The organism is Phenylobacterium sp. LjRoot97 (genome assembly GCF_964254345.1).
Classification (GTDB): domain Bacteria; phylum Pseudomonadota; class Alphaproteobacteria; order Caulobacterales; family Caulobacteraceae; genus Phenylobacterium.
In genome coordinates this window covers 1,942,287-1,963,424 of sequence record NZ_CAXUTH020000001.1, presented here as the reverse complement: position 1 = coordinate 1,963,424, position 21,138 = coordinate 1,942,287, and the positions used below count along the sequence as shown (strand labels likewise).

Below are 21,138 nucleotides of genomic sequence, written 5' to 3'. Positions count from 1 at the left end.
TCAGACGATGCGTCTGAGTCGGACGGCCCGTCCGCCTTTGAAGGCGGCTTATCGGCTCATTTATGTGGACGCTTCCGACCGTCATTCAAGCGCAGCCGCAAATATGCACGCGATCCATCTAGGGAAGATGATCGGCGATACTCAAGCGCCACCAGAGCGAGCGGCGGCTTCTGCCGTGCTTTTCAACATTTCATCCAGAGCTTTCCGGTCGAAATATTGCCCCTTGAGCACCACGCCGTCGATCGCGCGGGTGGCGGCGATGTCGGCGAGCGGGTTGCGATCGAGGATCAGGATGTCGGCGGCCTTGCCGGCCGCGATCGCGCCATAGCGGTCGGCGTGGCCCAGGAAGCGCGGCCCGTTGATCACCGAGGCCTGCAGCGCGTGCAGCGGCGAGAGCCCGGCATCGACATAGATCTTCAGCTCGTCGTGCAGGCCGACGCCCGGATAGTTGAACGAGTTGAGGAAGCCGGCGTCGGTGCCCGCCAGGATCGACACGCCCGCATTTTGAAGCATCGGCACGAGCGAGGCGTTCTTCTCATAGATCGCATGGCGCCGCGCGATGGCCGCGGCGTCGTCCTTCGCCGCCCGCTCGACGCGCCAAGCATAGGTCGCCTGAAGCCCCTTGCCGATATAGGCGAGGTACGGATCGTTCTTGTGATCGTCCTGGTCGAGATAGGCGGTCGCCTTGCTGCCGTTCAAGGTCGGCGAGACATAGGTCCCGCGCGCGGCCAGCCGGCGGAAGCCGGCCATCGCCGTCGCCTCGTCGAAACTCGCCAGCGTCTGGATTGTGGCCTGCGCACCGGTAATCTTGCCGCTCGCGACGTCGGCGGCGATCTGCGCCTCCTGCGGCGAGCCCATCCGCAGCGCATAGCCCATGTGCTCGATGGAGCTAAGCCCAGCCTCGCTGGCCGTGTCGACGGTGATCGCCGCAGGAATGTGGGCTGAGGTGATCAGGCCCCGCGCCTTGGCCTGCTTGACTGTGTAGATGAACAGCGACGGCGTCAGCGTGTTCTCGGTGATCTTCACGAAGTCCACCTTGAGGCCCTGGAGCTTGTCGAGCGCCGCGTCGGCCTCGGCTTCGGTTCCCACCTCGATGGTGCCCTTCCACATCGGCTTGACGCCTTCGATCTTCGGGCCGGAGGTGAAGATGGTCGGACCGAGCAAGGCGCCGGACGCCACCTCCCCGCGCCAAGCCAGGACCTCCTGCGGCAGGTCGCCCGAGGCGTCGCGCACCGTGGTTATCCCATGGGCCACATAGAGAGGCAGCAGGGCCTTGTTCTCGCCGATGAGCTCCGGACCGCCGCCGAAGTGGACGTGGTTGTCCCACAGGCCCGGCATCACGAAGCGGCCCTTGGCGTCGACGGTCCGGCTGGCGGTGAACTCGACCTTAGCCTTGGCGGTCGGCGTCACCGCGACGATCGTGTCGCCCCGGACCGCGACGGCCGCACCCTTGTCCAGCTTGCCGCTCGCCACGTCGATCACCGTCGCATCGACGATCAGCAGATCGACCTTCTCGGCCGCGTATGCCGCGACGGAGCCGCCCATCAACAAGGCGACGGCGAGCGGAGCGGCAAGAGAGAGGTTACGCATGGGGGCCTTCCGGAAAACTGAAGGCGTCGTGTAGCCCCTCAGGGCGCCCGCGTCCTCGACATATCGTCGCGCGTCACCCCGTCTTCGGCGCGTACATGAAGGTCCCGCAGAGCTCGGCTTCCGGCGATGTCGCGCCAGGCGCCGACGAGCCGCTGAAGGCGATGACGACCAGCGCCGGCGCCCCGCTGCTGTCCGCGCCGGCATAGGTGACCAGATAGGTCGTCGGCGTCTGGCCGCAGAACCCGCCATTGCGGGCCTGGCCAGGATCCTCGGCGGTGACCCGATAAACCGAAAGGTCCGCTGTCTCAGGAACGTTGATCAAGCTGGCGAAGCTGGCCTTGGTCGCGGCATAGGCGCCCGCCGCCTTCACGGTCGCAATCCCTTGGAGGCGATAGCTCTGTCCCTGCGCGAACTTCAGCGCGCCGCCAGAGCCAGCTAGGTCGCCGGTCACGCCCATGGCGGTATTCGAGATCGCATCATAGGCGCCCTCCGGCGCCGCGACCGTCGCCGCTGCCTGAGGCGCCTCGACCGGCGCGCTGGCGGGCGGTGTGGTCGGCGCGGCCGGGGCTTCGACCGGCTTGCGATCACAGCCGGCGGCCAGCAGCAAACTCACACAGGCCAACGCCGCGGCGCGCATCAGTTCAGCTCCACATTGGCGTAGCGGCCGTCGTAGTCGCAGTTGAAGCTGTAAGTCACGCTCCGCGGACCGACGTCGGCCGCGACATAGCCCTGGACCGAGTAGCCACGCCCCTGCGGCCGCGCATAGGTGATCCGGTCGATGCGAGCCCGGCTGCCGTAGCGCGAGGCCTGGTTCATCGCTTCGTTGGAACAGCTGTCCACAGCCTGGCGCGAGTCCGCCGAGCCGCCGCCGCTGTTGGTGTTGTCTTTCGAATTCGCCGCCAGCGCGCCAAGTAGCAGGCCGCCGAGCAGCAACCCGCCCACGACCGCGGCGGTGTTGTCCTTGTCCTTCTTGCCGCCGTCGCCGCTATAGCGGTCCTCGACCCGGAATCGGCCGCGACACCCCCGGTCGACCCAGACGCCACGCCCATCCCAGCCCCAGGTCTGGTTCTCGATGCAAGCGCCGTTATTGTTGCTGTATTGGTAGTCCAGCCAGACCCGGCCGCGCGAATTCACTGGGCAATAGTTGCGTCCGTAGCCCGACGACGAGCAGTCGATGTACGAGTCTGCATAGGCCGGCGTGACCGGCGCGGTCCAAAGACCAAGCACCGACGCCGCAATCATCAAGCCGACACGCATCCCCGACCTCCGACGCCTCTGTGGCGCCACCCTAGCGCCAACAACTCTCCGTTGAGAATAGCGCTTGTCATCGGCCGACAATGGAATTCTCATCGAGATCGTAGCCAGGAGGGGTGAGCGAATGCGATGCGGCTTGGTGATGGGCGTAGTCCTCGGCCTCCTGGTAGGCGCCGCCCCCGCGTTGGCCGACACGCTCGACGACGCGGCCAAGCGCGGCTCCCTCAAGATCTGCGTGGTCGAAGGCGCGCCCTATGCGCTCAAGACGCCGTCGGGCCGCTGGATCGGCCATGAGATCGACATCGGCCAGCGCCTGGCGACCGACTTCGGGCTCGCGCCAGAGTTCGTGTCCGGATCCTACGCGGACGTGATCGGCCGGCTGAACAAGGGCGAATGCGACCTGATCGCCGCCTCGTTGGCGATCGAGCCGGATCGGCTGCGCCAAGCCTGGTTCACCACGCCCTACAGCGAGACCGATGTTTCGATTGTGGCCGCCCAAAAGGCCCCAGTCAGGATGGCCGACCTCGACAAGCCCGGCGTGGTCATCGGCACGGTCGCCGGCGCGCCGGCGATCCTGCTGGCCAAGTCGAAGCTGCCGGCCGCCACGATCGAGGTGTTTCCCGACCTGCTCGCCGCCGAACGCGCGCTCGAAGGCGGCGCCATCAACGGCTTGGCGCACAAGGCCCCCATTCCCCGGCTGGTCGCCGTGAAGGCGCCCGAGAAGTACGCGGTGGTCGAGGGCGAGCCGCTGGCTCGAACTGCCGACGCCTTCGCTGTCCGCAAGGGTGATGCTGATCTGCTGAACACGCTGAACGGCTGGGTCGAGGCACGCAAGCGCGACGGATTCCTCGACCGCACGAACAGCTACTGGCTTTCGACCCTCGACTGGACGGAACGGCTGAAGCCGCGCTCAGCGTCCGCCAAGTAAGCTAGGGCCTGGCCCCCGGCCGCATGGCGACCAACCCGACCAGTCCCGCCGCGGCGGCAGCGCACGCAGCCGCCGTCATGGCGATCTGGTAGGCCTGCGTCATTGCCTCGCCGTTGGCTTCGCCCGGCGCCAGCGCAAAGCCCGCCAGGGCCACGGCCAGCAAGCCGCCGATCCGCGCCGTGGCGTTGTTCACCCCCGACGCCGCACCCTCGTAGGCGCTGGGAACCGCGCCCAGCACAGCATCGGTCAGCGGGGCGACCGCCACCCCCATGCCCAGAGCCAGCAAGGTCAGGCCCGGAAAGACCCCAGTCCAGTAGACGCCGTCCTGGGCGCTCCAAGCCAGCCCGGCGAACCCGGCGGCGGCCAGCAGCGGCCCGATGGTCAACATCGCCCGCACGCCGATGCGCGCCGACAGGGTTCCGGCCAGCGGAGACAGCACAGCCAATCCGATCGATAGCGGCAGCAGCGCTGCTCCAGCCTCCGTCGCCGGATAGCCGTGGACGCGGATCAACTGGAAGGGCAGCAGGAACAGCGCGCCGCCAAACGCTGCGTAGAGCAGCAGGGTCAGCAGGTTGGCCCCCGAAAACGCGGCATTCCTGAAGAGGTCCAGCGGGACCATTGGGCTGGCCGCCCGACGCTCGATCCGCAGGAAGATGATGAGCAGAGCCGCGCCCGCCGCGCTGAACGTCCAGACGGCCGCCGACGGCCCGGCCGTCGAGGCCTGGGTCAGGCTCCACGTCAGCGCGGTGAGGCCCAGGGTCGCGCAGGTCGCGCCGCGCCAGTCCACCGGGCCGGCCGCCGGCTCGCGGCTCTCGCGGGCGCCGGCCAGAATGAACCATATCGCCATGGCGGCCAGCGGAAGGTTGATCAGGAACACCGCCCGCCAGGAGACCGCGTCGGTCAGCCAGCCGCCGAGCACCGGACCGATGGCGCTCATCAGGCCGCTGGCGCCGGCCCAGACGCCAACGGCGCGGCCCCTCCCCGCCTCGTCGAACGACGCACCGAGCAGCGCGAGACTGGCGGGGACCAGCAACGCGGCCCCTACGCCCTGGAGCGCCCGAGCCATGATCAGCAGCGTCAGGTCAGGCGCCGCGCCGCAGAGCGCCGAGGCCGCCGAGAACAGCACGACGCCAACCACAAAGACCCTGCGCCGACCATAGCGATCGGCCGCCGCGCCGCCGGCCAGCACAAGCGCGCCGAGCATCAGCGCATAGGCGTTCATGATCCATTGAGCGCCGGCCGCATCGCCGCCGAGTTGCAGCTGGATCACCGGCAGGGTCAGGTTTACGGCCGATCCGTCGATGAAGGCCAAGCTCGAGCCCAGCACCGTCCCGGCCAACACGAGCCGCGCGTTCACCGGCTCCTCGGCCGGCTCGGTCGCCGACACCACGCCGCGATCACAAGGCGCTGCGCCGATCTGGCTCATCGCCCGCCCCAAACGAAAAGGGCCCCGCGGCGCTTGTCCGCGGGGCCCATGATCATTGGTCGCTCAACCGCCTCAGGCGGCGCCGCCCTTGTCGCGACGCTCGGCGTAGATGACCAGCGGCTGGGCGCGGCCTTCCACGACCTCGGCGTTGACCACCACTTCCTCGACGCCGTCATAGGTCGGCAGCTCGTACATCGTGTCGAGCAGGATGCCTTCCAGGATCGAGCGCAGGCCGCGCGCGCCGGTCTTGCGCTGGATGGCCTTGCGGGCCACGGCGCTGAGCGCGTCGTCGGTGAAGGTCAGGCCGACATTCTCCATGTCGAACAGACGCTGGTACTGCTTCACGAAGGCGTTCTTCGGCTCGGTCAGGATCTTGACCAGGGCGGCCTCGTCGAGGTCGTCCAGGGTCGCGATCACCGGCAGACGGCCGATGAATTCCGGGATCAGGCCGAAGCGCAGCAGGTCGTCCGGCTCCACCTGGCGGAAGATCTCGCCGGTACGGCGGTCGTCCGGGTCCGACACCTTAGCGCCGAAGCCGATCGAGGTGCCTTGGCCGCGGGCCGAGATGATCTTTTCCAGACCGGCGAAGGCGCCGCCGCAGATGAACAGGATGTTCGTCGTGTCGACTTGCAGGAATTCCTGCTGCGGGTGCTTGCGGCCGCCTTGCGGCGGCACGGAAGCGACCGTGCCCTCCATGATCTTCAGCAGAGCCTGCTGGACGCCTTCGCCCGACACGTCGCGGGTGATCGAAGGGTTGTCAGACTTGCGGCTGATCTTGTCGACTTCGTCGATGTAGACGATGCCGCGCTGGGCGCGCTCGACATTGTAGTCGGCAGCCTGCAGCAGCTTCAGGATGATGTTCTCGACATCCTCACCGACATAGCCGGCTTCGGTCAGCGTCGTGGCGTCGGCCACGGTGAACGGCACGTCGATGATTCGAGCCAGGGTCTGGGCCAGCAGGGTCTTACCCGTACCGGTCGGACCGATGAGCAGGATGTTGGCCTTGCCCAGTTCGACGTCGTTGTTCTTCGTCGCGTGGTTCAGGCGCTTGTAGTGGTTATGGACGGCGACCGAGAGCACCTTCTTGGCGTGGTCCTGGCCGATCACGTAGTCGTCGAGGACTTCGCGGATTTCCTTCGGGGTCGGGACGCCGTCCTTCGACTTCACGAAGGAAATCTTGTGCTCTTCGCGGATGATATCCATGCACAGCTCGACGCATTCATCACAGATGAACACCGTCGGGCCCGCGATAAGCTTGCGGACCTCGTGCTGGCTCTTGCCGCAGAAAGAGCAATACAGCGTGCTCTTGGAGTCTCCGCTCGCGGCCTTGGTCATGCTCTTTTCTCACTCTCTCGACGACGCCGACCGAAGTCTTCGCCGTCGTTCGGCCCAGGGGCGTCCCTGACGCCATCAGTGCAGGATACGTGCCCGGGGTTGTCTAATCCTTGACATTCCCCGATCCGAGCCACGATCACAAGCCTCTGCATACTTCAGTGACAATTGGCGGCGGGGCGCCCGATGGCGGGCATGTCCGAATCCCTAGATGGGATTGTGTTCAAACGGCGCAAGTGAGACGCCCTGGCGCGCAATCCGCCCCTCCCACAACGGCCGGACCAACGCCAGACGCGATGACTTGAGTTGACACGTCACAGAACGCGGCGTGTTGGGGGATATATGGCTAGACGACAACTGCGGCGCATTGGCGCCTCGCAGGCGGAATCCTTGGACGAGCAGATCGAAGACGCGGGCGTGGTCGCCTTCGACTTCGACGGCACCTTGACCACCCATGACAGCTACACCGCCTTCCTGAAGTGGCGCGCCGGCCCGACGCGGTACAATCTCGGTCTGGCCAAGCTGGCTCCGGCCGCACTTTCGTACCTCGCTCACCGCAACCGCGGACGCATCAAGGCGGCGGCCACACGCGAGTTTCTGGCCGGCGTCTCGCGCGAGCGCCTGGAAGCCGACGCCCGCGCCTTCGCCGAGTTGATGGCCCCGCGGATGCTGCGCCCGGACGCGCTGCGTACCTGGCGTCGCTGGGGCCAGCGGCGCGCAAAGCTGGTCATCGTCACCGCTTCGCCAGAAATCGTCGTCGCGCCCTTCGCACGCGGCCTGGGCGCCGACCTGCTGATCGGCACCGAACTGAAATTCGACGCCCGTGACCGGGTGATCGGCAGCTTCGACGGCCCCAACTGCCGTGGTCCGGAAAAGGTGCGGCGGCTGCAGGAAGTGTTCGGCCCCGACGTGCGGTTGCGCGCAGCCTATGGCGACACAAGCGGCGATCGTGAGATGCTCGCGATCGCCGACGAGCCCGGCTACCGGGTCTTCCAGGAGAAGCCCTGAGCCGCCCGATCGCAGGAGGATCCATGACGTCCGTCGTCTCCGGCGCCCAGATCGCCGCCGCCCGCGCCCTCACCGGGGTCAGCCAGGCCAAGCTGGCGCTTCGCGCCGGCCTCGAAGTCGAGGCCCTGCAAGCCCTGGAGAGCGCCGGCCATGCGCCGCTGGACGCGTCCCCTGCAATCGAAAGGCTGCTGCTGGCACTGGACTCGTTCGGCGTTCTGCTGATCGACGACGGCGACGGCTTCGGGTCCGGCGTGCGCCTGAAATTCAGCCGCAAGCAGGCCAAGGCCATCGGCGCCTGGGAAGACGAAGGCGGCGTCGTCGGCGACGACGACGTCCCCTGATCATGCGCTTCCGCGTCGAGAAGCTGATCCGCGACCGGCTGCCCGAGATCATGCGCAGCCAGGGGCTGGCGGTGTTCGACCGCCGGCTCGACGACGCCGAGTACGTCGTCGCCTTAGGCGACAAGCTGCTCGAGGAAGCCCAGGAGGCGCGGCTCGCCAGCCCCGACGAGATCGCCGGCGAGCTGGCCGACGTACTGGAGGTAGCCTACGCCCTGGCCCAGGCCCACGGCCTCAGCCCCCAGGATGTCGAGGCGGCCCGGCTTGCCAAACGCGCCGAGCGCGGCGGCTTCGACGCCCGGGTCTACAACGCCGCCGTTGAAGCGGCGGACGACCTGCCGGCCGCATCGTACTATCTCGCCCGCCCCAACCAGTATCCTCGCGAGGACTGACCCCCGTGAAGCACGCCGGCTCCAGCACGCTCGACGACCTGGAGCCGCTGCTGGCGGAGTTGCGCGGCTTGAGCGGAATGGTCGAGAGGAAGCGCGGCGTGTTCTACCGCAAGAGCCACGCCTTCCTGCATTTCCATGAAGACCCGAAAGGCCTGTTCGCCGATCTGCGCGCGGCCGAGGGGTCGGATTTCGATCGTTTCGACGTCACTGCGCCCGACGGCCGCAGCCGGCTGCTGGCCGCCGCAGCTTCGCGGCTCAAGGCCTAGCCGACCAAGGCTCGACCTGACCGATGACGCTCATCGGCCGGTCGCTGCGGACCGCGTCGAGTACGCCGTCCGAGATTTCGTCGTTGGTCAGCCAGCGCGAGCAGCCGTCTATCACCCGAAAACCTAGAACCACTTGGCGCAGCCTGCAGGTCGCGAGACCATCGGCCACGGCCGCCGCCGTCGCCAGCCGATGCGGATGGGCCGGGTCGGCGGTAGCGCTGCCCAGCACCTGAAACATCCGCCCCCTCACCTGCTCGGCCAGCAGCCGCGGCGCGGCGATCTTCAGGGTGTGGAACCAGGCCACCGCCAAGTCGATCGGTCCGCTGCGCTCGATCGCCGCCGCCAGGGCCCGCCCGAACGCGGCCTCGTCGTGATAGTCGCAGTCGAAGCCGCCCGGGTGCTGCGAAGCGCTGCGCGACAAAAGCGAAAGGCGCCCGCCGTCGCCGGCGAGCGCCTCCACAAGTCCGGTCAGCATGCCGGTCCCGCCCACGACGAGGACATGGCCGGGCATGACTGCGCCCTTAGTCTTCGGCGCGACGCTCGATCACGTGGTCGACCAGGCCCCACTCCTTGGCCTCTTCCGGGGTCATGAAGGTGTCGCGGTCGAGCTTTTCCTCGACCTCTTCGTACGAGCGGCCGGTGTGCTTGGCGTAGATTTCGTTCAGGCGACGCTTGGTCTTGATGATGTCCTCGGCGTGACGCTCGATGTCCGAGGCCTTGCCCGAGTAACCGCCCGACGGCTGGTGCACCATGATGCGGCTGTTGGGCAGCGCGATGCGGTTGCCCTTTTCGCCGGCCATCAGCAGGAACGAGCCCATCGACGCGGCCATGCCCATGCACAGGGTCACGACCGGCGAGCGGATGTACTGCATGGTGTCGTAGATCGCGAGACCAGACGTCACCACCCCGCCGGGGGAGTTGATGTACATCTGGATCTCTTTCTTGGGGTTCTCGGCCTCGAGGTAGAGCAGCTGGGCGCAGATCAGCGCCGACATGCCGTCTTCCACCGGGCCGTTCAGAAAGATCACGCGTTCCTTCAGCAGGCGCGAGAAGATGTCGAAGGCGCGTTCGCCGCGGCTGGTCTGCTCCACCACCATGGGCACCAGGTTCAGCGCGGTGATCTGCGGGTCACGCATAAAGGGAAGCCTCTCTCATTGATCGACTCTGCGCGCAGAGCCGCGTTCCCCTCCGATATCGCGTGGCGGAGGGGCCAGCGCAAGGTGACCGATAGTCTTAAAGAAAATCCCTCCCGTTTCCGGGAGGGATTTCTGCGTCCTGCCTAGCGGCCGACCAGCGCTTAGGCGCTGTAGCCTTCCGGCATGTCGTCTTCCTTCAGAAGGTCGTCCTTGGAGACCTTCTCGTCGGTCACGGTGGCCTTCTCGACGATCAGGTCGACGACCTTGTCCTCGAAGATCGGCGCGCGCAGTTGAGCCTGCATGCCGGCGTTCTGGCGGAACATGTCGAAAATCTGCTGGGCTTGCTGGCCATATCGCATGGCTTCCTGGCGCATCGCGTCCAGCAGTTCCTGGTCGGTGACCTGGACATTGTTGATGCGGCCGATTTCGGCCAGCACCAGGCCCAGACGCACGCGGCGCTCGGCGATCTTGCGGTACTCGGTCTGCAGCTGGTCGTCCGACTTCTCGGCGTCTTCCGGCGGCAGGCCGCCGCGGTCCTTGTCGGCCTGGACCTGTTGCCAGATGGCGTTGAACTCGGCTTCCACCATCTTCGGCGGCAGCGGGAAGTCGTGCTTTTCGTCCAGCACGTCCAGCAGGGCGCGCTTCAGCTTGAAGCGCGAGGCGCCGGTGTACTGCGACTCTAGGTTCTGCTTCAGCAGTTCCTTGAGCTTCTCCAGGTTCTCGACGCCCAGACGCTCAGCCAGGGCGTCGTCGGCCTTGGCGTCGACCGGCGCGCGGACTTCCTTCACCGTGGTGGTGAACTCGGCGTCCTTGCCGGCCAGGTTGGCGGCTTGGTAGTCGGCCGGGAAGGCCACCTTCACGATGACTTCGTCGCCCGGCTTGGCGCCGACCAGTTGGTCTTCGAAGCCCGGGATGAACTGGCCCGAACCCAGAACCAGTTCCGAATCCTCGGCGGTGCCGCCTTGGAACGCTTCACCGTCGATGCGGCCCACGAAGTCGATCAGCAGCTGATCGCCGTCCTTGGCCTTCAGCGACTTGCCGGTGCGCGGCTCATACGTGCGGCTCTGCTTGGCCAGTTCGTCCAGCGCTTCGTCGACTTCGGCGTCGGTCGGCTCGTAGACCGGGCGGGTCAGGGCGATCTTGCTCAGGTCGGTCGGCTCGAACTCCGGCATGATCTCGAGCGAGATCTCGTAGGAGAGGTCGGCCTTGCCGTCGATCACCTGGGCGATGTCGCCTTCCGGCTTCAGGTCGGGCTCGCTGGCCGGACGCAGCTTGTTGTCTTCCAGCACCTTCTGGGTGGTTTCCGAGATGGTCTGCTCGACCACTTCCGCCATCAGGGCCTTGCCGTGCACGCGACGGACGTGGGCGGCGGGCACCTTGCCGGGGCGGAAGCCCTTGATGTTGAGCTGGGGCATGATCTCGACGATCCGCGCCTCGAGCCGCTCGTTCAGGTCCGCGACCGGGACGGTCACGCCATAGACGCGGCTCAGGCCTTCGCCCGACTTTTCAACGATCTGCATCGACATTCTCGAATTCCGGAGTGCGGCGCGGGCTCGCGCCGGCAGTTCCGCCCTAGGGTGAAAAGGTGGTCGCCGCCGAACAAGCGGCGGCGAGCGGGCGCTCTTATGTCATTTCGCAGGCCCCAGTCCAAGCGCAAAGACGGCCCGGCCTGCCGCGGCAAGGCCTAGCCGGCGCTTGCGGTCTGCGCCACTGGCTCGCCGCCGCGGAGCCGCAACGCTCCTGGCGACACGCCCAGGTGCCGCTTGAAGGCGCGGCTGAAGGCCGGCCCGGACTCATAGCCCAGCCGCCCGCCGACCTCGGCGATGCTCAGTCCCTGCTCTGTCAGCAGCCCGCTCGCCAAGTACATGCGCCAGCGGGCGATGTAGCGCGCCGGCGATACGCCGAGCGCGCGGGTGAACCGCTCAGCGAAGATCGACCTAGACAGACCCGCTGTCCGCGCCAGGACTTCGATCGACCAGTTGTGGGCGGGATCCTGGTGAATCGCCGCCAGCGCGCGACCGATCTTCGGATCGCGGATCGCCGCCATCCAGCCTTCCGCCTCCCGGCCGCCGTCACGCACCCAGGCGCGGATAAGCCGGGTGATGACCACGTCGGCCAGGCGCGACAACACCGTCGCCGCACCGATGTTCTGGTCGAGCACCTCGTCCGCCATCGCCCCCAACAGGGCGCCGAGCGTCGGGTCGCTGCGCGCTCCGGCGACCGAAACCACCACCGGCATCAGGTCGAGCAGCGGATTGAGGCAAGGCTCGCGGAAACGCACGCTGCAGCACGCCAGGACGACGTCGCCCTCCCCGTCCCCGTCGAGCTGATAGACCCGATCGCCGATGGCCCGGACCGGCATCTGCGAAATGCAGGTCGCCCGGCCCTCCTCGGTGTCGCTCAGACAGTGCGTCGTGCCCTTGGGCAGCAGCACCGCGTCGCCCGCCGACAGCGGGATCGGATCCTGCCCCTCCACCCGCAGCCAGCATCGGCCCTCGACCACGAAATGCAGCCGCGCCGCACCGTCCTTCGGAAAGTTGACGCCCCAGGGCGCAGCCAGCCGGCAGCATCCGTAGGAAACGCCCACGATCCTGAGGTCGCGCAGGATCCGGCTGAGCGGATCTTCGTCCATCGCCCGGTGCAGGTCTGAGACCGGCGGACTGAGTTGAGCCTGCAAACTGGCGGCGCCCACGCGACGTACTCCCAAGACTTTCGGCGATCAGAGATGTGGACTCGCGGCCGGAAGAACCATGCCCGGCGCTCCAGTTTTCTGTGCCGTTCGTCCGGGATCGTCGAACTACGCGGCGCAGGCGGCCGCCTGGGCAAGGCGACGCCGGCGCAGGGCCAACACTAGGCAGACCCCGACTGCGGCCGCCGTCCCACAGTAGACCGAGGCGCTGAGCACCCCGAAGCGGTCGACCAGCAACCCGCCCGCCACAGCGCCGCTGGCGATCGCCACCTGGAACGCGGCCGTCAGCAGTCCGCCGGCCAGTTCCGGCCGATCAGGCACGTCGGCCACCATCCAGGCCTGGAAGCCGACCGGCAGCATCGCGAACGCCAGGCCCCACAGGGTCAGCGCGATCGCCGCCAGCCAAGGCGTCGCGCCCAGCAGCACCAGGGCGGCCATGGCGGCCGTCATCAGCGCCGATCCGGTGATGATCGCGAACTTCGGATCGCGCTCGGCCAGGAAGGCGCCGACGAAGTTGCCGATGAACCCCGCGCAGCCGAAGGCCAGCAGAATCAGCGAGATGGCCGCGACGTCGAGGCGCACCACCTGCTCCAGCACCGGCCGGATGTAGGTGAAGCCCGCGAAGTGACCGGAGATCACCACCAGCACCGAGGCCAGCACGACCATCGCCCGCGGACGCACGGCGACCTCCGCCAGATCCTTGAGGTTCGCGGTCGCGCCTGGCTTCAGCTTGGGCAGGGTAAGCCAGAGGCAGGCCAGCGCCGCCACGCCGACCAACCCAGCGATCAGGAACGTGGCCCGCCAGCCCAAGAGATCGCCGACATAGGCGCCGACCGGCGCGGCCGAGACCGTCGCGACCGTGACCCCGGTGAAGACGATCGACATCGCGCGCGGCAACACGGGCATCGGCACCAGCCGCATCGTCGTCGCCGCAGCCATCGACCAGAAGCCGCCAAGACTGACGCCGAGCACAACTCTCGCGGCCAGCAGCATGGGCAGATTGACCGCAGCAGCCGTCATCAGATTGGACACGCCGAGCAGCAGAAGCAGGCCTAGCAGCACCAGCCGCCGGTCCCAGCGGCTGCTGACGACAGGCACGAGCAGCGCTGCGAAGGCGCCGACCACCGCGGTCGCGGTGACGGCCTGCCCCGCCGCTCCGAGGCTGACGCCGAGATCGCTCGCCAGCGGCGTCAGCACGCTCGGCGGCAGGAACTCGGCCGTGACCAGCCCGAAGACGCTGAGCGATAGCGCTGCGACGCCGCTCCAGGCCGGCCGGTCGGGTTGGGCGAGGTCTTGGGCGACGGCGGCTCCGTCGGCGGGATGAGCGTCAAGCATGCGGTACTCCGGTTCAGCGCCCGAGGTAGGCGGCGACAACCGGCGTCTCAATGTCAGGATATCCGGAAGAACTGGCCGTTCGTCCGGCCCGGCGATGGCGCACGGGCCGGACGATGAATGGTGCGGGCGAGAGGACTCGAACCTCCACGCCTTGCGGCGCTGGAACCTAAATCCAGTGCGTCTACCAGTTCCGCCACACCCGCAACGCCCGCTGCATAGGGCGTAGCGCCCCGCAAAGGCAAGCCCTGCCCGCCCTGCTGCCCGCGCGCATTGGGCGCAGGCGGCCGGACCGAAGTCGGGTGGCGGCGCCGATGCGATCGGGCTATCGACATGGCGGGGGCGCGTTGCGCGTGGGCCAGGCTTGGCCCGGCGGCGAGTCGCCGGCGCGCGTTCTGACGGAGTTTTCCATGTCCGGGACCGAGCGTCTTCAGGCGCGCGCCAAGGCGCGCCAAAGCCGAATTGCGCCCCGCACAGCAGTGATCCTGGCGTTAGTCGGCTTTCTCGCGATGTGCGCAGCCCTTGAACTCGCCGGCCATGGCCAGGCCCCGCCCATCGATGGGCAACAGCCGCAACCCGCCTCGGCCCCGTAGGTCGGAACACCGGCCCCGGACATCGCGTTCAATCTTCGAACCGGAGCCGGACCATGGAAACCGTCAAAGAACACCGCCGGGCCTACGAGAGAACCGGACGCAGCACCGAGCACGCCGTGCTCCTCGTGCTCCTGCTCGCCGTCTCGGGCCTGTTCGCAGGATTCTCGGTCGCAACCTTCATCGGCGTGCTGTCGGGCGCGGGCTGAGCCCGCGCCCTCAGCGCCCGTAGGTCGCCCGCAGCGAGAGGATGCTGCTGCGCGGCTCGCCGTCCTCAGCGGCCAGCGGACAGCTCGAGCGCCACCGGCACGAGCGACAGAACCAACAGCAGGGCCATGCCCAGGTTGAACGCGCGCAGCACCGCCGGACGATCCAGGAAGCGGCGCAGGCCGACTCCGAACCCCGTCCAACTAGCCACGCAAGGCAGATTGATCGCCGTGAAGATGACCGACACCACCAGGATGTTCGTCACGTAGCCCTCACGCGGCGCATAGGCGGTGACCGCGCCCAGCGCCATCGCCCAGGCCTTGGGGTTTACCCACTGGAACGCCGCCGCTTGCAGGAAGGTTTGCGGTCTGGCGCCCGCCTCCCCCATCCCCAGCCCCGAGGAGGTCGCGATCTTCCAGGCCAGCCAGAGCAGGTAGAGGCCGCCGGCCACGGCCAGCACGTCATGCAGTTCCGGATAGGCGGCGAACAACCCGCCCAGCCCGAGCCCCACGGCCACCACGAGCAGCAGGAAGCCTCCCGACACGCCGATCATGTGCGGGATCGATGCGCGGAAGCCGAAGTTGGCCCCCGAGGCCATCAGCATCGTGTTGTTCGGTCCCGGGGTGATCGACGAGACGAAGGCGAACAGCGCCAGCGCCGCCAACAATTCGGGGGTGAGCGAGGTCATGGAAGGCTCCAACGGATGCGATCCGGCGGCGGACATGGGCCCCAAAAGCAAAACCCCTCCCGTCGCCGGGAGGGGTTTTCTGCTGCGTCAGGTCCGGTTTCGAACCCTAGACGCCCCTGCCCTCCCATACGCGCATAATCATCCGCCCGGCGATTACCGGACGGCCGATAGCCACGATGGCGGCTGCGCGATGGAGGTTCGAGGTCATCGCGACGGGCGTTAGCACGGCCGCCAGAGGCTGACCACCAGTTAGCCGAGGCGTCCTTCGTAGAGCCGGCGCAGGACGGTCGGCGCCAACCCCGGCAGGTCCTCGGCGATCAGGCCGGGGCCATGCAGCTCGGCCGCCTCGGCATGGATCCAGGCGCCCGCGCAGGCGGCTTCGAAGCTCTCCATGCCCTGGGCGATCAGCGAGCCGATGAAGCCGGCCAGCACGTCGCCCGAGCCGGCCGTCGCCAACCACGGCGAGCCGTTGGTGTTGACGCAGGCGCGTCCGTCGGGCGCGGCGATCACCGTGTCGGCGCCCTTCAGCAGCACGATCGCATCAGCCTGTTGCGCCGCCCGGCGGGCTGCGGCGATGCGGTCCGGCGCGTCCTTCAGCAGCCCCGGGAACAGCCGGTCGAACTCGCCTGGGTGCGGGGTCAGCACGTCGTCGACGTCGAGAACCGAGAACAGCTCCTCCGGATCGTCGCGGAAGACGGTGATGGCGTCGGCGTCGATGACCAGCGCCGCGCCGGTCCGCGCCAGGGCCAGCACATTGACCAGCGTGTTCTCTGTCACGCCCGCCGCCGGACCGATGATCGCCGCATCAACGTCGGCGGCGGCCTGCTCCAGTTCGGCCTCGGTGTCGAAGCCCTTGAGCATCACCGCCTCCAGGTGCGCGGCGTTCACCGACAACGCCTCGCTGGGCGACAGCAGCGTCACCAGGCCTGCGCCCATCCGCAGTCCGGCGCGCGCCGACAGCCGCGCCGCGCCGGTGTTCCAGGCTTCGCCCGAGACCACCACGAGGCGGCCCCGCGCATGCTTGTGGGAGGTGGGCTTGGGCCAGGGGAAATGGGCGAGCCAGGCTTCCGGGCCGTTCTCGATCAGGTCGCTGTCGGTCTCGAGCAGGCCGATGTCGGCCACCACCACCTCGCCGCACAGCTCGTGTCCCGGCTGCAGCACGTGGGCCGGTTTCTTGGCGTGGAACGTCACGGTCAGGCCGGCGACCACCACCGGCCCGCGCGGATCACCGGTGTCGCCGGGCAAGCCGGAGGGCACATCAACCGCCACCACCGCCTCGGGATGAGCCGCCAGATGCGTGGCCATGACGGCGGCTTCGCCGCTCAAGGGGCGGGCTAGGCCCGCGCCGAACATCGCGTCGACGAACAGGCGCGCATCGAGCGGCGCGTCCCAAGCGGTCAAGCCGCCGTCCCACAGCGCCGCCGCGGCCTTGGCGTCGGCGCTCTCGGCCGCGGCCAGCGCGCGCACCTCGACGGGCCAGCCGCGCGCCTTGAGCAACCGGGCCACGACATAGCCGTCGCCGCCGTTGTTGCCCGGACCGCACAGCACGCAGACCGATCGCTGCGAGAAGCGTTCTGCGATGGCCTCGGCCACCGCCGCGCCGGCGCGTTCCATCAGTTCGAGGCCGGGCGTGCCCGCCGCGATGGCTGCACGGTCGGCCGCGGCGATTTCCGCGACCGTGAGAATCTTGCGCGCAGCCACGGCCGCTCCTCGTCTGACCTACAGGACCTGCGTAGAGGCTTCGCGCCCACGCTCCACCAAGGTCAAGCGCTCGCCATCGGTTTCGAGGGTCGAGATCGAGGCGTGATCCGGGCGGAAGACGAGAACGCGCTCGTCGCCTTCCAGATGCGAGATCACCGCATTGATCGCCACGTAGTGCGAAAACACCGCCGCGCCGCCCTTGGCCTGCAGCGCCTTCACGACATCGCCGCGCCAGGCGTCGTAGTCGAGATCGCCCTCGACGTCCTTCCAGCGGCCTTGGAACACGCCGCGCAGCCAAGCCGGGCGTTCCTCGGCGGTCAGCGCCTTGGGCGTCGGGATCTCGCCGACGAAGGGATCGATCTCGACCTCCACGCCCAGCGCGGCAGCGGTGGGCGCAGCGGTCTCGCGGCAGCGACGCAGCGGCGAACTGAACACCCGCCGGGGGCGCTCGGCTTCCGGCAGGCTCATCAGGTAGTCGCGCGCGGCCTCGGCCTGCGCCTGACCCGCCGCGTCCAGACCGGGGTCCTCGTCGGCCTCGCCCCAGACGGCGGCCGGCTTGCCATGGCGGATCAGGTACAGTCGGGACATCAGATCAATCCGGTACGAAGATGTTGCGGCTTCCGTCCTCGGACCTGCTGACAGTTCCGGTGCGGCCGACCGCTTCCTTAGCCTCAAGTCCGGCCAACGTCGCCTCGTCCGTCGGCGTGTTGGCGACGAAACGGCGGCCTTCGGAGTCGCGGCCGACGACGATCCCCATCATGTAGCCCTCGCGCCCGTGCACCACCGTATAGGTCTCGATAGTGGCCGCGCCGTTTGGCTGTTCGATGACAGCCGGGTGCGGCAGGGCGTCGATCTGGGCCTGGATGATCTTCGGATCCTGCCGATCGAACGGCCCCTTCGGCGGGGTGGTCGAATAGACGCCCGTCGATTGCTTGGTCAGGAACCAGCCGTTGGCCGTCACCAGGCCGTAGGCGCCCGGATCGGCGCGCAACCGCTGCATCATCACCGCGATCGAGTGCATGGCGTAGTTGTTCCCGGGGCCGCCCATGTACGGCAGCCCGCCGGTCACCGTCAGGCCGCGCGGATCGTCGAGCGCCAGGCCCAGTTCCTCGGCCCCGACCTCGACCGCCACCGGGAAGCACGAATAGAGGTCGATGTGGCCGATGTCGGCGAGATCCACCCCGGCCATCTCCAGCGCCCGCTTGCCGGTCAGGCGCATGGCCGGGCTGGAATGGAAGTTCTGGCGGTCGAGCGGATACCAGAGGTCGGAGGCGTCGGCGCAGCCGTGCAGGTAGACCAGCTTGTCCTCGGGGATCCCAAGCTCGCGCGCCGTCTTCAGGCTGGCGACCAGCACGCCCGCGGACTGGTCCACGTCCATGATGGCGTTCAGGTACTTGGTGTAGGGAAAGCCGACCATCCGATTGCGGTCGCTCACCTCGACCAGTTCCTGCGCCGAGCGCTCGATCGGGAACCAGGCCTCCGGGTTCTGGGCCGCCACCTTCGTGAAGGGCGCGAACAGCTCGCCCAGCCGCGCCTGGTGATCGGGGATCGAGCGGCCGTCCCGCGCCCGCAGCGCGTTCTCGAACAGCGGGTAGCAGTTGATCGGCCGACCAAGCCCGTGCTTGGCCTCGTACGGCGTCACCCCCGGCCGCGGATCGCCGATCCGATCCGGCTCGGGCAACTCCTCGGCGTCATCCCAGTCGGCGAAACCCAGGCCCTTGGTGAGTCGCTTGGTGGCCGAGCCGAGGAATTCGCAGCCGACCACCAGGGCCAGGTCCGTTTCGCCCTTGGCGATCCGCTCGCTGACGATGTTCACCAGCTGCTGGGGACTGTTGCCGCCCATGTGGGAATAGACTGCGTACTTCGGATCGGCGCCGATGCGCTTGGCCAGAGTCGCCGGCGGATTGGTCGAATGCGGCACCAGCCGTCCGCCGCCGGGCGCGTCGATCGTGAAGCCGACGACCGCCAAGGTATCGATCTTCGACAGCTTTTCCGGGGCAAGGCCCGCATCCTGCGCCGCGCGTTCCGCTGCAATCTTCAGCAATTCCGTCGGGGAAGGCGATGCGCCCGGATCGCCCCGATAGGTGAATTGGCCCGCTCCGATGAGAACTGGGGTCCGCTCGTCCATCATTTCCCTCCCCTCGGCGATCGTTCGGCGCCACGGGGGCCGCCGAACGGACGCGAACAGTATTGTTTCCGGCAATGATCGTGATTTGGGCGCCGGGCGCCTAAAAAGGCATCATTCACATCATCGCACGCTCCCGCGACGGAACCGCAAGCCCATCCCTCTTGTGAGTCCACTCCGGAGCGTGCTCGTAGCCGCCAACCGCTTCGGCGGCGCCGCGCATCAAGTGAGGCCAGTGAACTTGGAATGAAAAAGATCGAAGCCATCATCAAGCCGTTCAAGCTGGACGAGGTGAAGGAGGCCCTGCAGGAGCTGGGCGTCCAAGGCATGACCGTGATCGAAGCCAAGGGCTACGGTCGCCAGAAGGGCCACACCGAGCTCTACCGCGGCGCCGAGTACGTCGTCGACTTCCTGCCGAAGATCAAAATCGAAGTCGTCGTCGCCGACGACCAGCTCGAAGCCGCGCTGGAAGCCATCGTGGGCGCCGCCCGCACCGGCCGCATCGGCGACGGCAAGATCTTCGTCTCGGAAATCACCGACGTTCTGCGCATCCGCACCGGCGAGACCGGCGCCGCAGCCGTCTAACGACTTTACAGCTATCGGACTTCTTCAAGGGGATTAGACCATGGCCACGACCGCCAAGGACATTCTGGATCAGATCAAGGAAAAGGACGTCAAATACGTCGACGTCCGCTTCACCGACATTCGCGGCAAGATGCAGCATGTCACCTTCGACATCGACCTGGTGGACGAAGAGTTCCTGACCGACGGCACCATGTTCGACGGCTCGTCGATCGCCGGCTGGAAGGCCATCAACGAGTCGGACATGAAGCTGCGTCCGGACCTCGATACGGCGATCATCGACCCGTTCTATCAGCAGACCACGCTCTGCCTGATGTGCGATATCGTGAACCCCGACACTGGCACCCCGTACAACCGCGACCCGCGCTCGATCGCCAAGGCGGCCCTGAACTACGTGAAGGCCTCGGGCATCGGCGACACCGTGTTCTTCGGCCCGGAAGCCGAGTTCTTCATCTTCGACGACGTGCGCTGGAACACCCAGCCGCACAACACCGGCTACTCGTACGACTCGAGCGAACTGCCGGCCAACACCGGCCGTGAGTATCCGGAAGGCAACATGGGCCATCGCCCGGGCCCGAAGGGCGGCTACTTCCCGGTGAACCCGGTCGACAGCTGCCAGGACCTGCGCGGCGAGATGCTGGCCGTCATGGGCGAGCTCGGCATGAAGCCGGAAAAGCACCACCACGAAGTGGCGCCGGCCCAGCACGAACTCGGCCTGAAGTTCGACACCATGATCGTCATGGCCGACCGGATGCAGCTCTATAAGTACGTGATCCACAACGTGGCAGCGGCCTACGGCAAGTCGGCCACCTTCATGGCCAAGCCGATGTTCGCCGACAACGGTTCGGGCATGCACGTGCACCAGTCGATCTGGGCCGACGGCAAGCCGCTGTTCGCGGGCGACAAGTACGCCGGCCTGTCGCAGATGTGCCTGTGGTACATCGGCGGCATCATCAAGCACGCCAAGGCGATCAACGCCTTCTCGAACTCGACCACCAACTCCTACAAGCGTCTGGTGCCCGGCTACGAAGCCCCGGTGAAGCTGGCCTACTCGGCCCGCAACCGCTCGGCCTCGATCCGTATCCCGCACGTCGACTCGCCGAAGGCCAAGCGCATCGAAGCCCGCTTCCCGGACCCGATGGGCAACCCCTACCTGACCTTCGTCGCCCTGCTGATGGCCGGCCTGGACGGCATCATCAACCAGATCGACCCGGGCGCCGCCCAGGACAAGAACCTCTACGACCTGCCGCCGCGCGAGCAGAAAAAGGTTCCGGAAGTCTGCGGCTCGCTGCGTGAAGCCCTGGAGAACCTCGACAAGGACCGCGCCTTCCTGAAGGCCGGCGGCGTCATGGACGACGACTTCATCGACTCCTACATCGAGCTGAAGATGCAGGAAGTGATGCGTCTCCAGCTGCATCCGCACCCGGTCGAATTCGACATGTACTATTCGTGCTGATCGAAGCCGCCTGAGGCGACTTTCGAGAGGGCCGCGGAGCAATCCGCGGCCCTTTTCGCATCCCCGCCAAGCTGGACGTTGACGAACCCGGTTCAGTC

22 protein-coding genes and 1 tRNA gene are annotated in these 21,138 nt (G+C 67.6%); 8 read left to right on the top strand and 15 right to left on the bottom strand.

Annotation, left to right across the window (positions count from 1 at the left end; genetic code table 11):
* Positions 1–141: 141 nt before the first annotated feature.
* The 3 genes from ACSQ2H_RS09825 to ACSQ2H_RS09815 form a co-directional block, all read right to left on the bottom strand.
* Positions 142–1,590, bottom strand: coding sequence for an amidohydrolase family protein (locus ACSQ2H_RS09825; protein ID WP_436061225.1), 1,449 nt, complete (start codon positions 1,588–1,590; stop codon positions 142–144).
* A 73-nt stretch (positions 1,591–1,663) separates the two neighbouring features.
* Positions 1,664–2,227, bottom strand: a complete 564-nt coding sequence (locus tag ACSQ2H_RS09820) for a hypothetical protein (RefSeq protein WP_436061224.1) — start codon at positions 2,225–2,227, stop codon at positions 1,664–1,666.
* Positions 2,227–2,847, bottom strand: coding sequence for a DUF3011 domain-containing protein (locus ACSQ2H_RS09815; protein WP_436061223.1), 621 nt, complete (start codon positions 2,845–2,847; stop codon positions 2,227–2,229). Before ACSQ2H_RS09815 ends, ACSQ2H_RS09820 begins: the two co-directional genes overlap by 1 nt.
* 121 nt (positions 2,848–2,968) lie before the next feature.
* Here ACSQ2H_RS09815 and ACSQ2H_RS09810 point away from each other — a divergent pair, with 121 nt between their 5' ends.
* Positions 2,969–3,772: an ABC transporter substrate-binding protein gene (locus tag ACSQ2H_RS09810; protein ID WP_436061222.1), complete on the top strand. Its 804-nt coding sequence runs from the start codon at positions 2,969–2,971 to the stop codon at positions 3,770–3,772.
* Between the two features lies 1 nt (position 3,773).
* On the opposite strand, the gene ACSQ2H_RS09805 is transcribed toward ACSQ2H_RS09810, so the two are convergent.
* Together ACSQ2H_RS09805 and clpX are read right to left on the bottom strand one after the other, a co-directional pair.
* Entirely contained in the window at positions 3,774–5,198 is a 1,425-nt protein-coding gene (locus ACSQ2H_RS09805; RefSeq protein ID WP_436061221.1) for a DHA2 family efflux MFS transporter permease subunit, read from the bottom strand.
* A gap of 72 nt (positions 5,199–5,270) precedes the next feature.
* Positions 5,271–6,533, bottom strand: coding sequence for an ATP-dependent Clp protease ATP-binding subunit ClpX (gene clpX / locus ACSQ2H_RS09800; protein ID WP_183770171.1), 1,263 nt, complete (start codon positions 6,531–6,533; stop codon positions 5,271–5,273).
* Between the two features lie 339 nt (positions 6,534–6,872).
* Between clpX and ACSQ2H_RS09795 the strand changes: the two genes are divergently transcribed.
* The 4 genes from ACSQ2H_RS09795 to ACSQ2H_RS09780 are packed head-to-tail and all read left to right on the top strand — an operon-like array spanning position 6,873 to position 8,534.
* Entirely contained in the window at positions 6,873–7,538 is a 666-nt protein-coding gene (locus ACSQ2H_RS09795; RefSeq protein WP_436061220.1) for an HAD-IB family hydrolase, read from the top strand.
* 23 nt (positions 7,539–7,561) lie between these two features.
* Positions 7,562–7,879, top strand: coding sequence for a DNA-binding protein (locus ACSQ2H_RS09790; protein WP_436061219.1), 318 nt, complete (start codon positions 7,562–7,564; stop codon positions 7,877–7,879).
* A 2-nt stretch (positions 7,880–7,881) separates the two neighbouring features.
* Entirely contained in the window at positions 7,882–8,268 is a 387-nt protein-coding gene (locus tag ACSQ2H_RS09785; protein WP_436061218.1) for a hypothetical protein, read from the top strand.
* A gap of 5 nt (positions 8,269–8,273) precedes the next feature.
* Entirely contained in the window at positions 8,274–8,534 is a 261-nt protein-coding gene (locus ACSQ2H_RS09780) for a hypothetical protein (RefSeq protein WP_436061217.1), read from the top strand.
* On the opposite strand, the gene ACSQ2H_RS09775 is transcribed toward ACSQ2H_RS09780, so the two are convergent.
* The 6 genes from ACSQ2H_RS09775 to ACSQ2H_RS09750 form a co-directional block, all read right to left on the bottom strand.
* Positions 8,524–9,045: a hypothetical protein gene (locus tag ACSQ2H_RS09775; RefSeq protein ID WP_436061216.1), complete on the bottom strand. Its 522-nt coding sequence runs from the start codon at positions 9,043–9,045 to the stop codon at positions 8,524–8,526. The two genes, ACSQ2H_RS09780 and ACSQ2H_RS09775, sit on opposite strands and share 11 nt — an antisense overlap.
* A 10-nt stretch (positions 9,046–9,055) precedes the next feature.
* On the bottom strand, positions 9,056–9,670 hold the full coding sequence (locus ACSQ2H_RS09770) for an ATP-dependent Clp protease proteolytic subunit (protein WP_183770180.1): 615 nt from the start codon (positions 9,668–9,670) through the stop codon (positions 9,056–9,058).
* Between the two features lie 161 nt (positions 9,671–9,831).
* Entirely contained in the window at positions 9,832–11,190 is a 1,359-nt protein-coding gene (gene tig / locus ACSQ2H_RS09765) for a trigger factor (protein ID WP_436061215.1), read from the bottom strand.
* Between the two features lie 164 nt (positions 11,191–11,354).
* Complete coding sequence (locus ACSQ2H_RS09760) at positions 11,355–12,362, bottom strand: AraC family transcriptional regulator (protein WP_436061214.1); 1,008 nt, start codon at positions 12,360–12,362, stop codon at positions 11,355–11,357.
* Positions 12,363–12,467: 105 nt separating this feature from the next.
* Entirely contained in the window at positions 12,468–13,694 is a 1,227-nt protein-coding gene (locus ACSQ2H_RS09755) for an MFS transporter (protein WP_436061213.1), read from the bottom strand.
* Between the two features lie 118 nt (positions 13,695–13,812).
* A tRNA-Leu gene (locus ACSQ2H_RS09750) sits at positions 13,813–13,897 on the bottom strand.
* 440 nt (positions 13,898–14,337) lie between these two features.
* Here ACSQ2H_RS09750 and ACSQ2H_RS09745 point away from each other — a divergent pair.
* On the top strand, positions 14,338–14,490 hold the full coding sequence (locus tag ACSQ2H_RS09745; protein WP_436061212.1) for a hypothetical protein: 153 nt from the start codon (positions 14,338–14,340) through the stop codon (positions 14,488–14,490).
* A 65-nt stretch (positions 14,491–14,555) separates the two neighbouring features.
* On the opposite strand, the gene ACSQ2H_RS09740 is transcribed toward ACSQ2H_RS09745, so the two are convergent.
* The 4 genes from ACSQ2H_RS09740 to ACSQ2H_RS09725 all read right to left on the bottom strand — a co-directional run bounded on the left by ACSQ2H_RS09740 (position 14,556) and on the right by ACSQ2H_RS09725 (position 19,005).
* A complete protein-coding gene (locus ACSQ2H_RS09740) occupies positions 14,556–15,176 on the bottom strand; it encodes a LysE family translocator (RefSeq protein ID WP_436061211.1) in 621 nt (206 codons plus the stop codon).
* Positions 15,177–15,425: 249 nt separating this feature from the next.
* Positions 15,426–16,877 carry an NAD(P)H-hydrate dehydratase gene (locus tag ACSQ2H_RS09735; RefSeq protein WP_436061210.1) on the bottom strand — a complete coding sequence of 484 codons (1,452 nt, stop codon included), beginning with the start codon at positions 16,875–16,877 and terminating at the stop codon, positions 15,426–15,428.
* Positions 16,878–16,895: 18 nt separating this feature from the next.
* On the bottom strand, positions 16,896–17,465 hold the full coding sequence (locus ACSQ2H_RS09730; RefSeq protein ID WP_436061209.1) for a histidine phosphatase family protein: 570 nt from the start codon (positions 17,463–17,465) through the stop codon (positions 16,896–16,898).
* Positions 17,466–17,469: 4 nt separating this feature from the next.
* Complete coding sequence (locus ACSQ2H_RS09725; RefSeq protein WP_436061208.1) at positions 17,470–19,005, bottom strand: acetyl-CoA acetyltransferase; 1,536 nt, start codon at positions 19,003–19,005, stop codon at positions 17,470–17,472.
* A gap of 243 nt (positions 19,006–19,248) precedes the next feature.
* Between ACSQ2H_RS09725 and ACSQ2H_RS09720 the strand changes: the two genes are divergently transcribed.
* Together ACSQ2H_RS09720 and glnA are read left to right on the top strand one after the other, a co-directional pair.
* Positions 19,249–19,587, top strand: a complete 339-nt coding sequence (locus ACSQ2H_RS09720; RefSeq protein WP_183770192.1) for a P-II family nitrogen regulator — start codon at positions 19,249–19,251, stop codon at positions 19,585–19,587.
* Positions 19,588–19,627: 40 nt separating this feature from the next.
* Entirely contained in the window at positions 19,628–21,040 is a 1,413-nt protein-coding gene (gene glnA / locus ACSQ2H_RS09715; protein WP_436061207.1) for a type I glutamate--ammonia ligase, read from the top strand.
* Positions 21,041–21,138 lie beyond the last annotated feature (98 nt).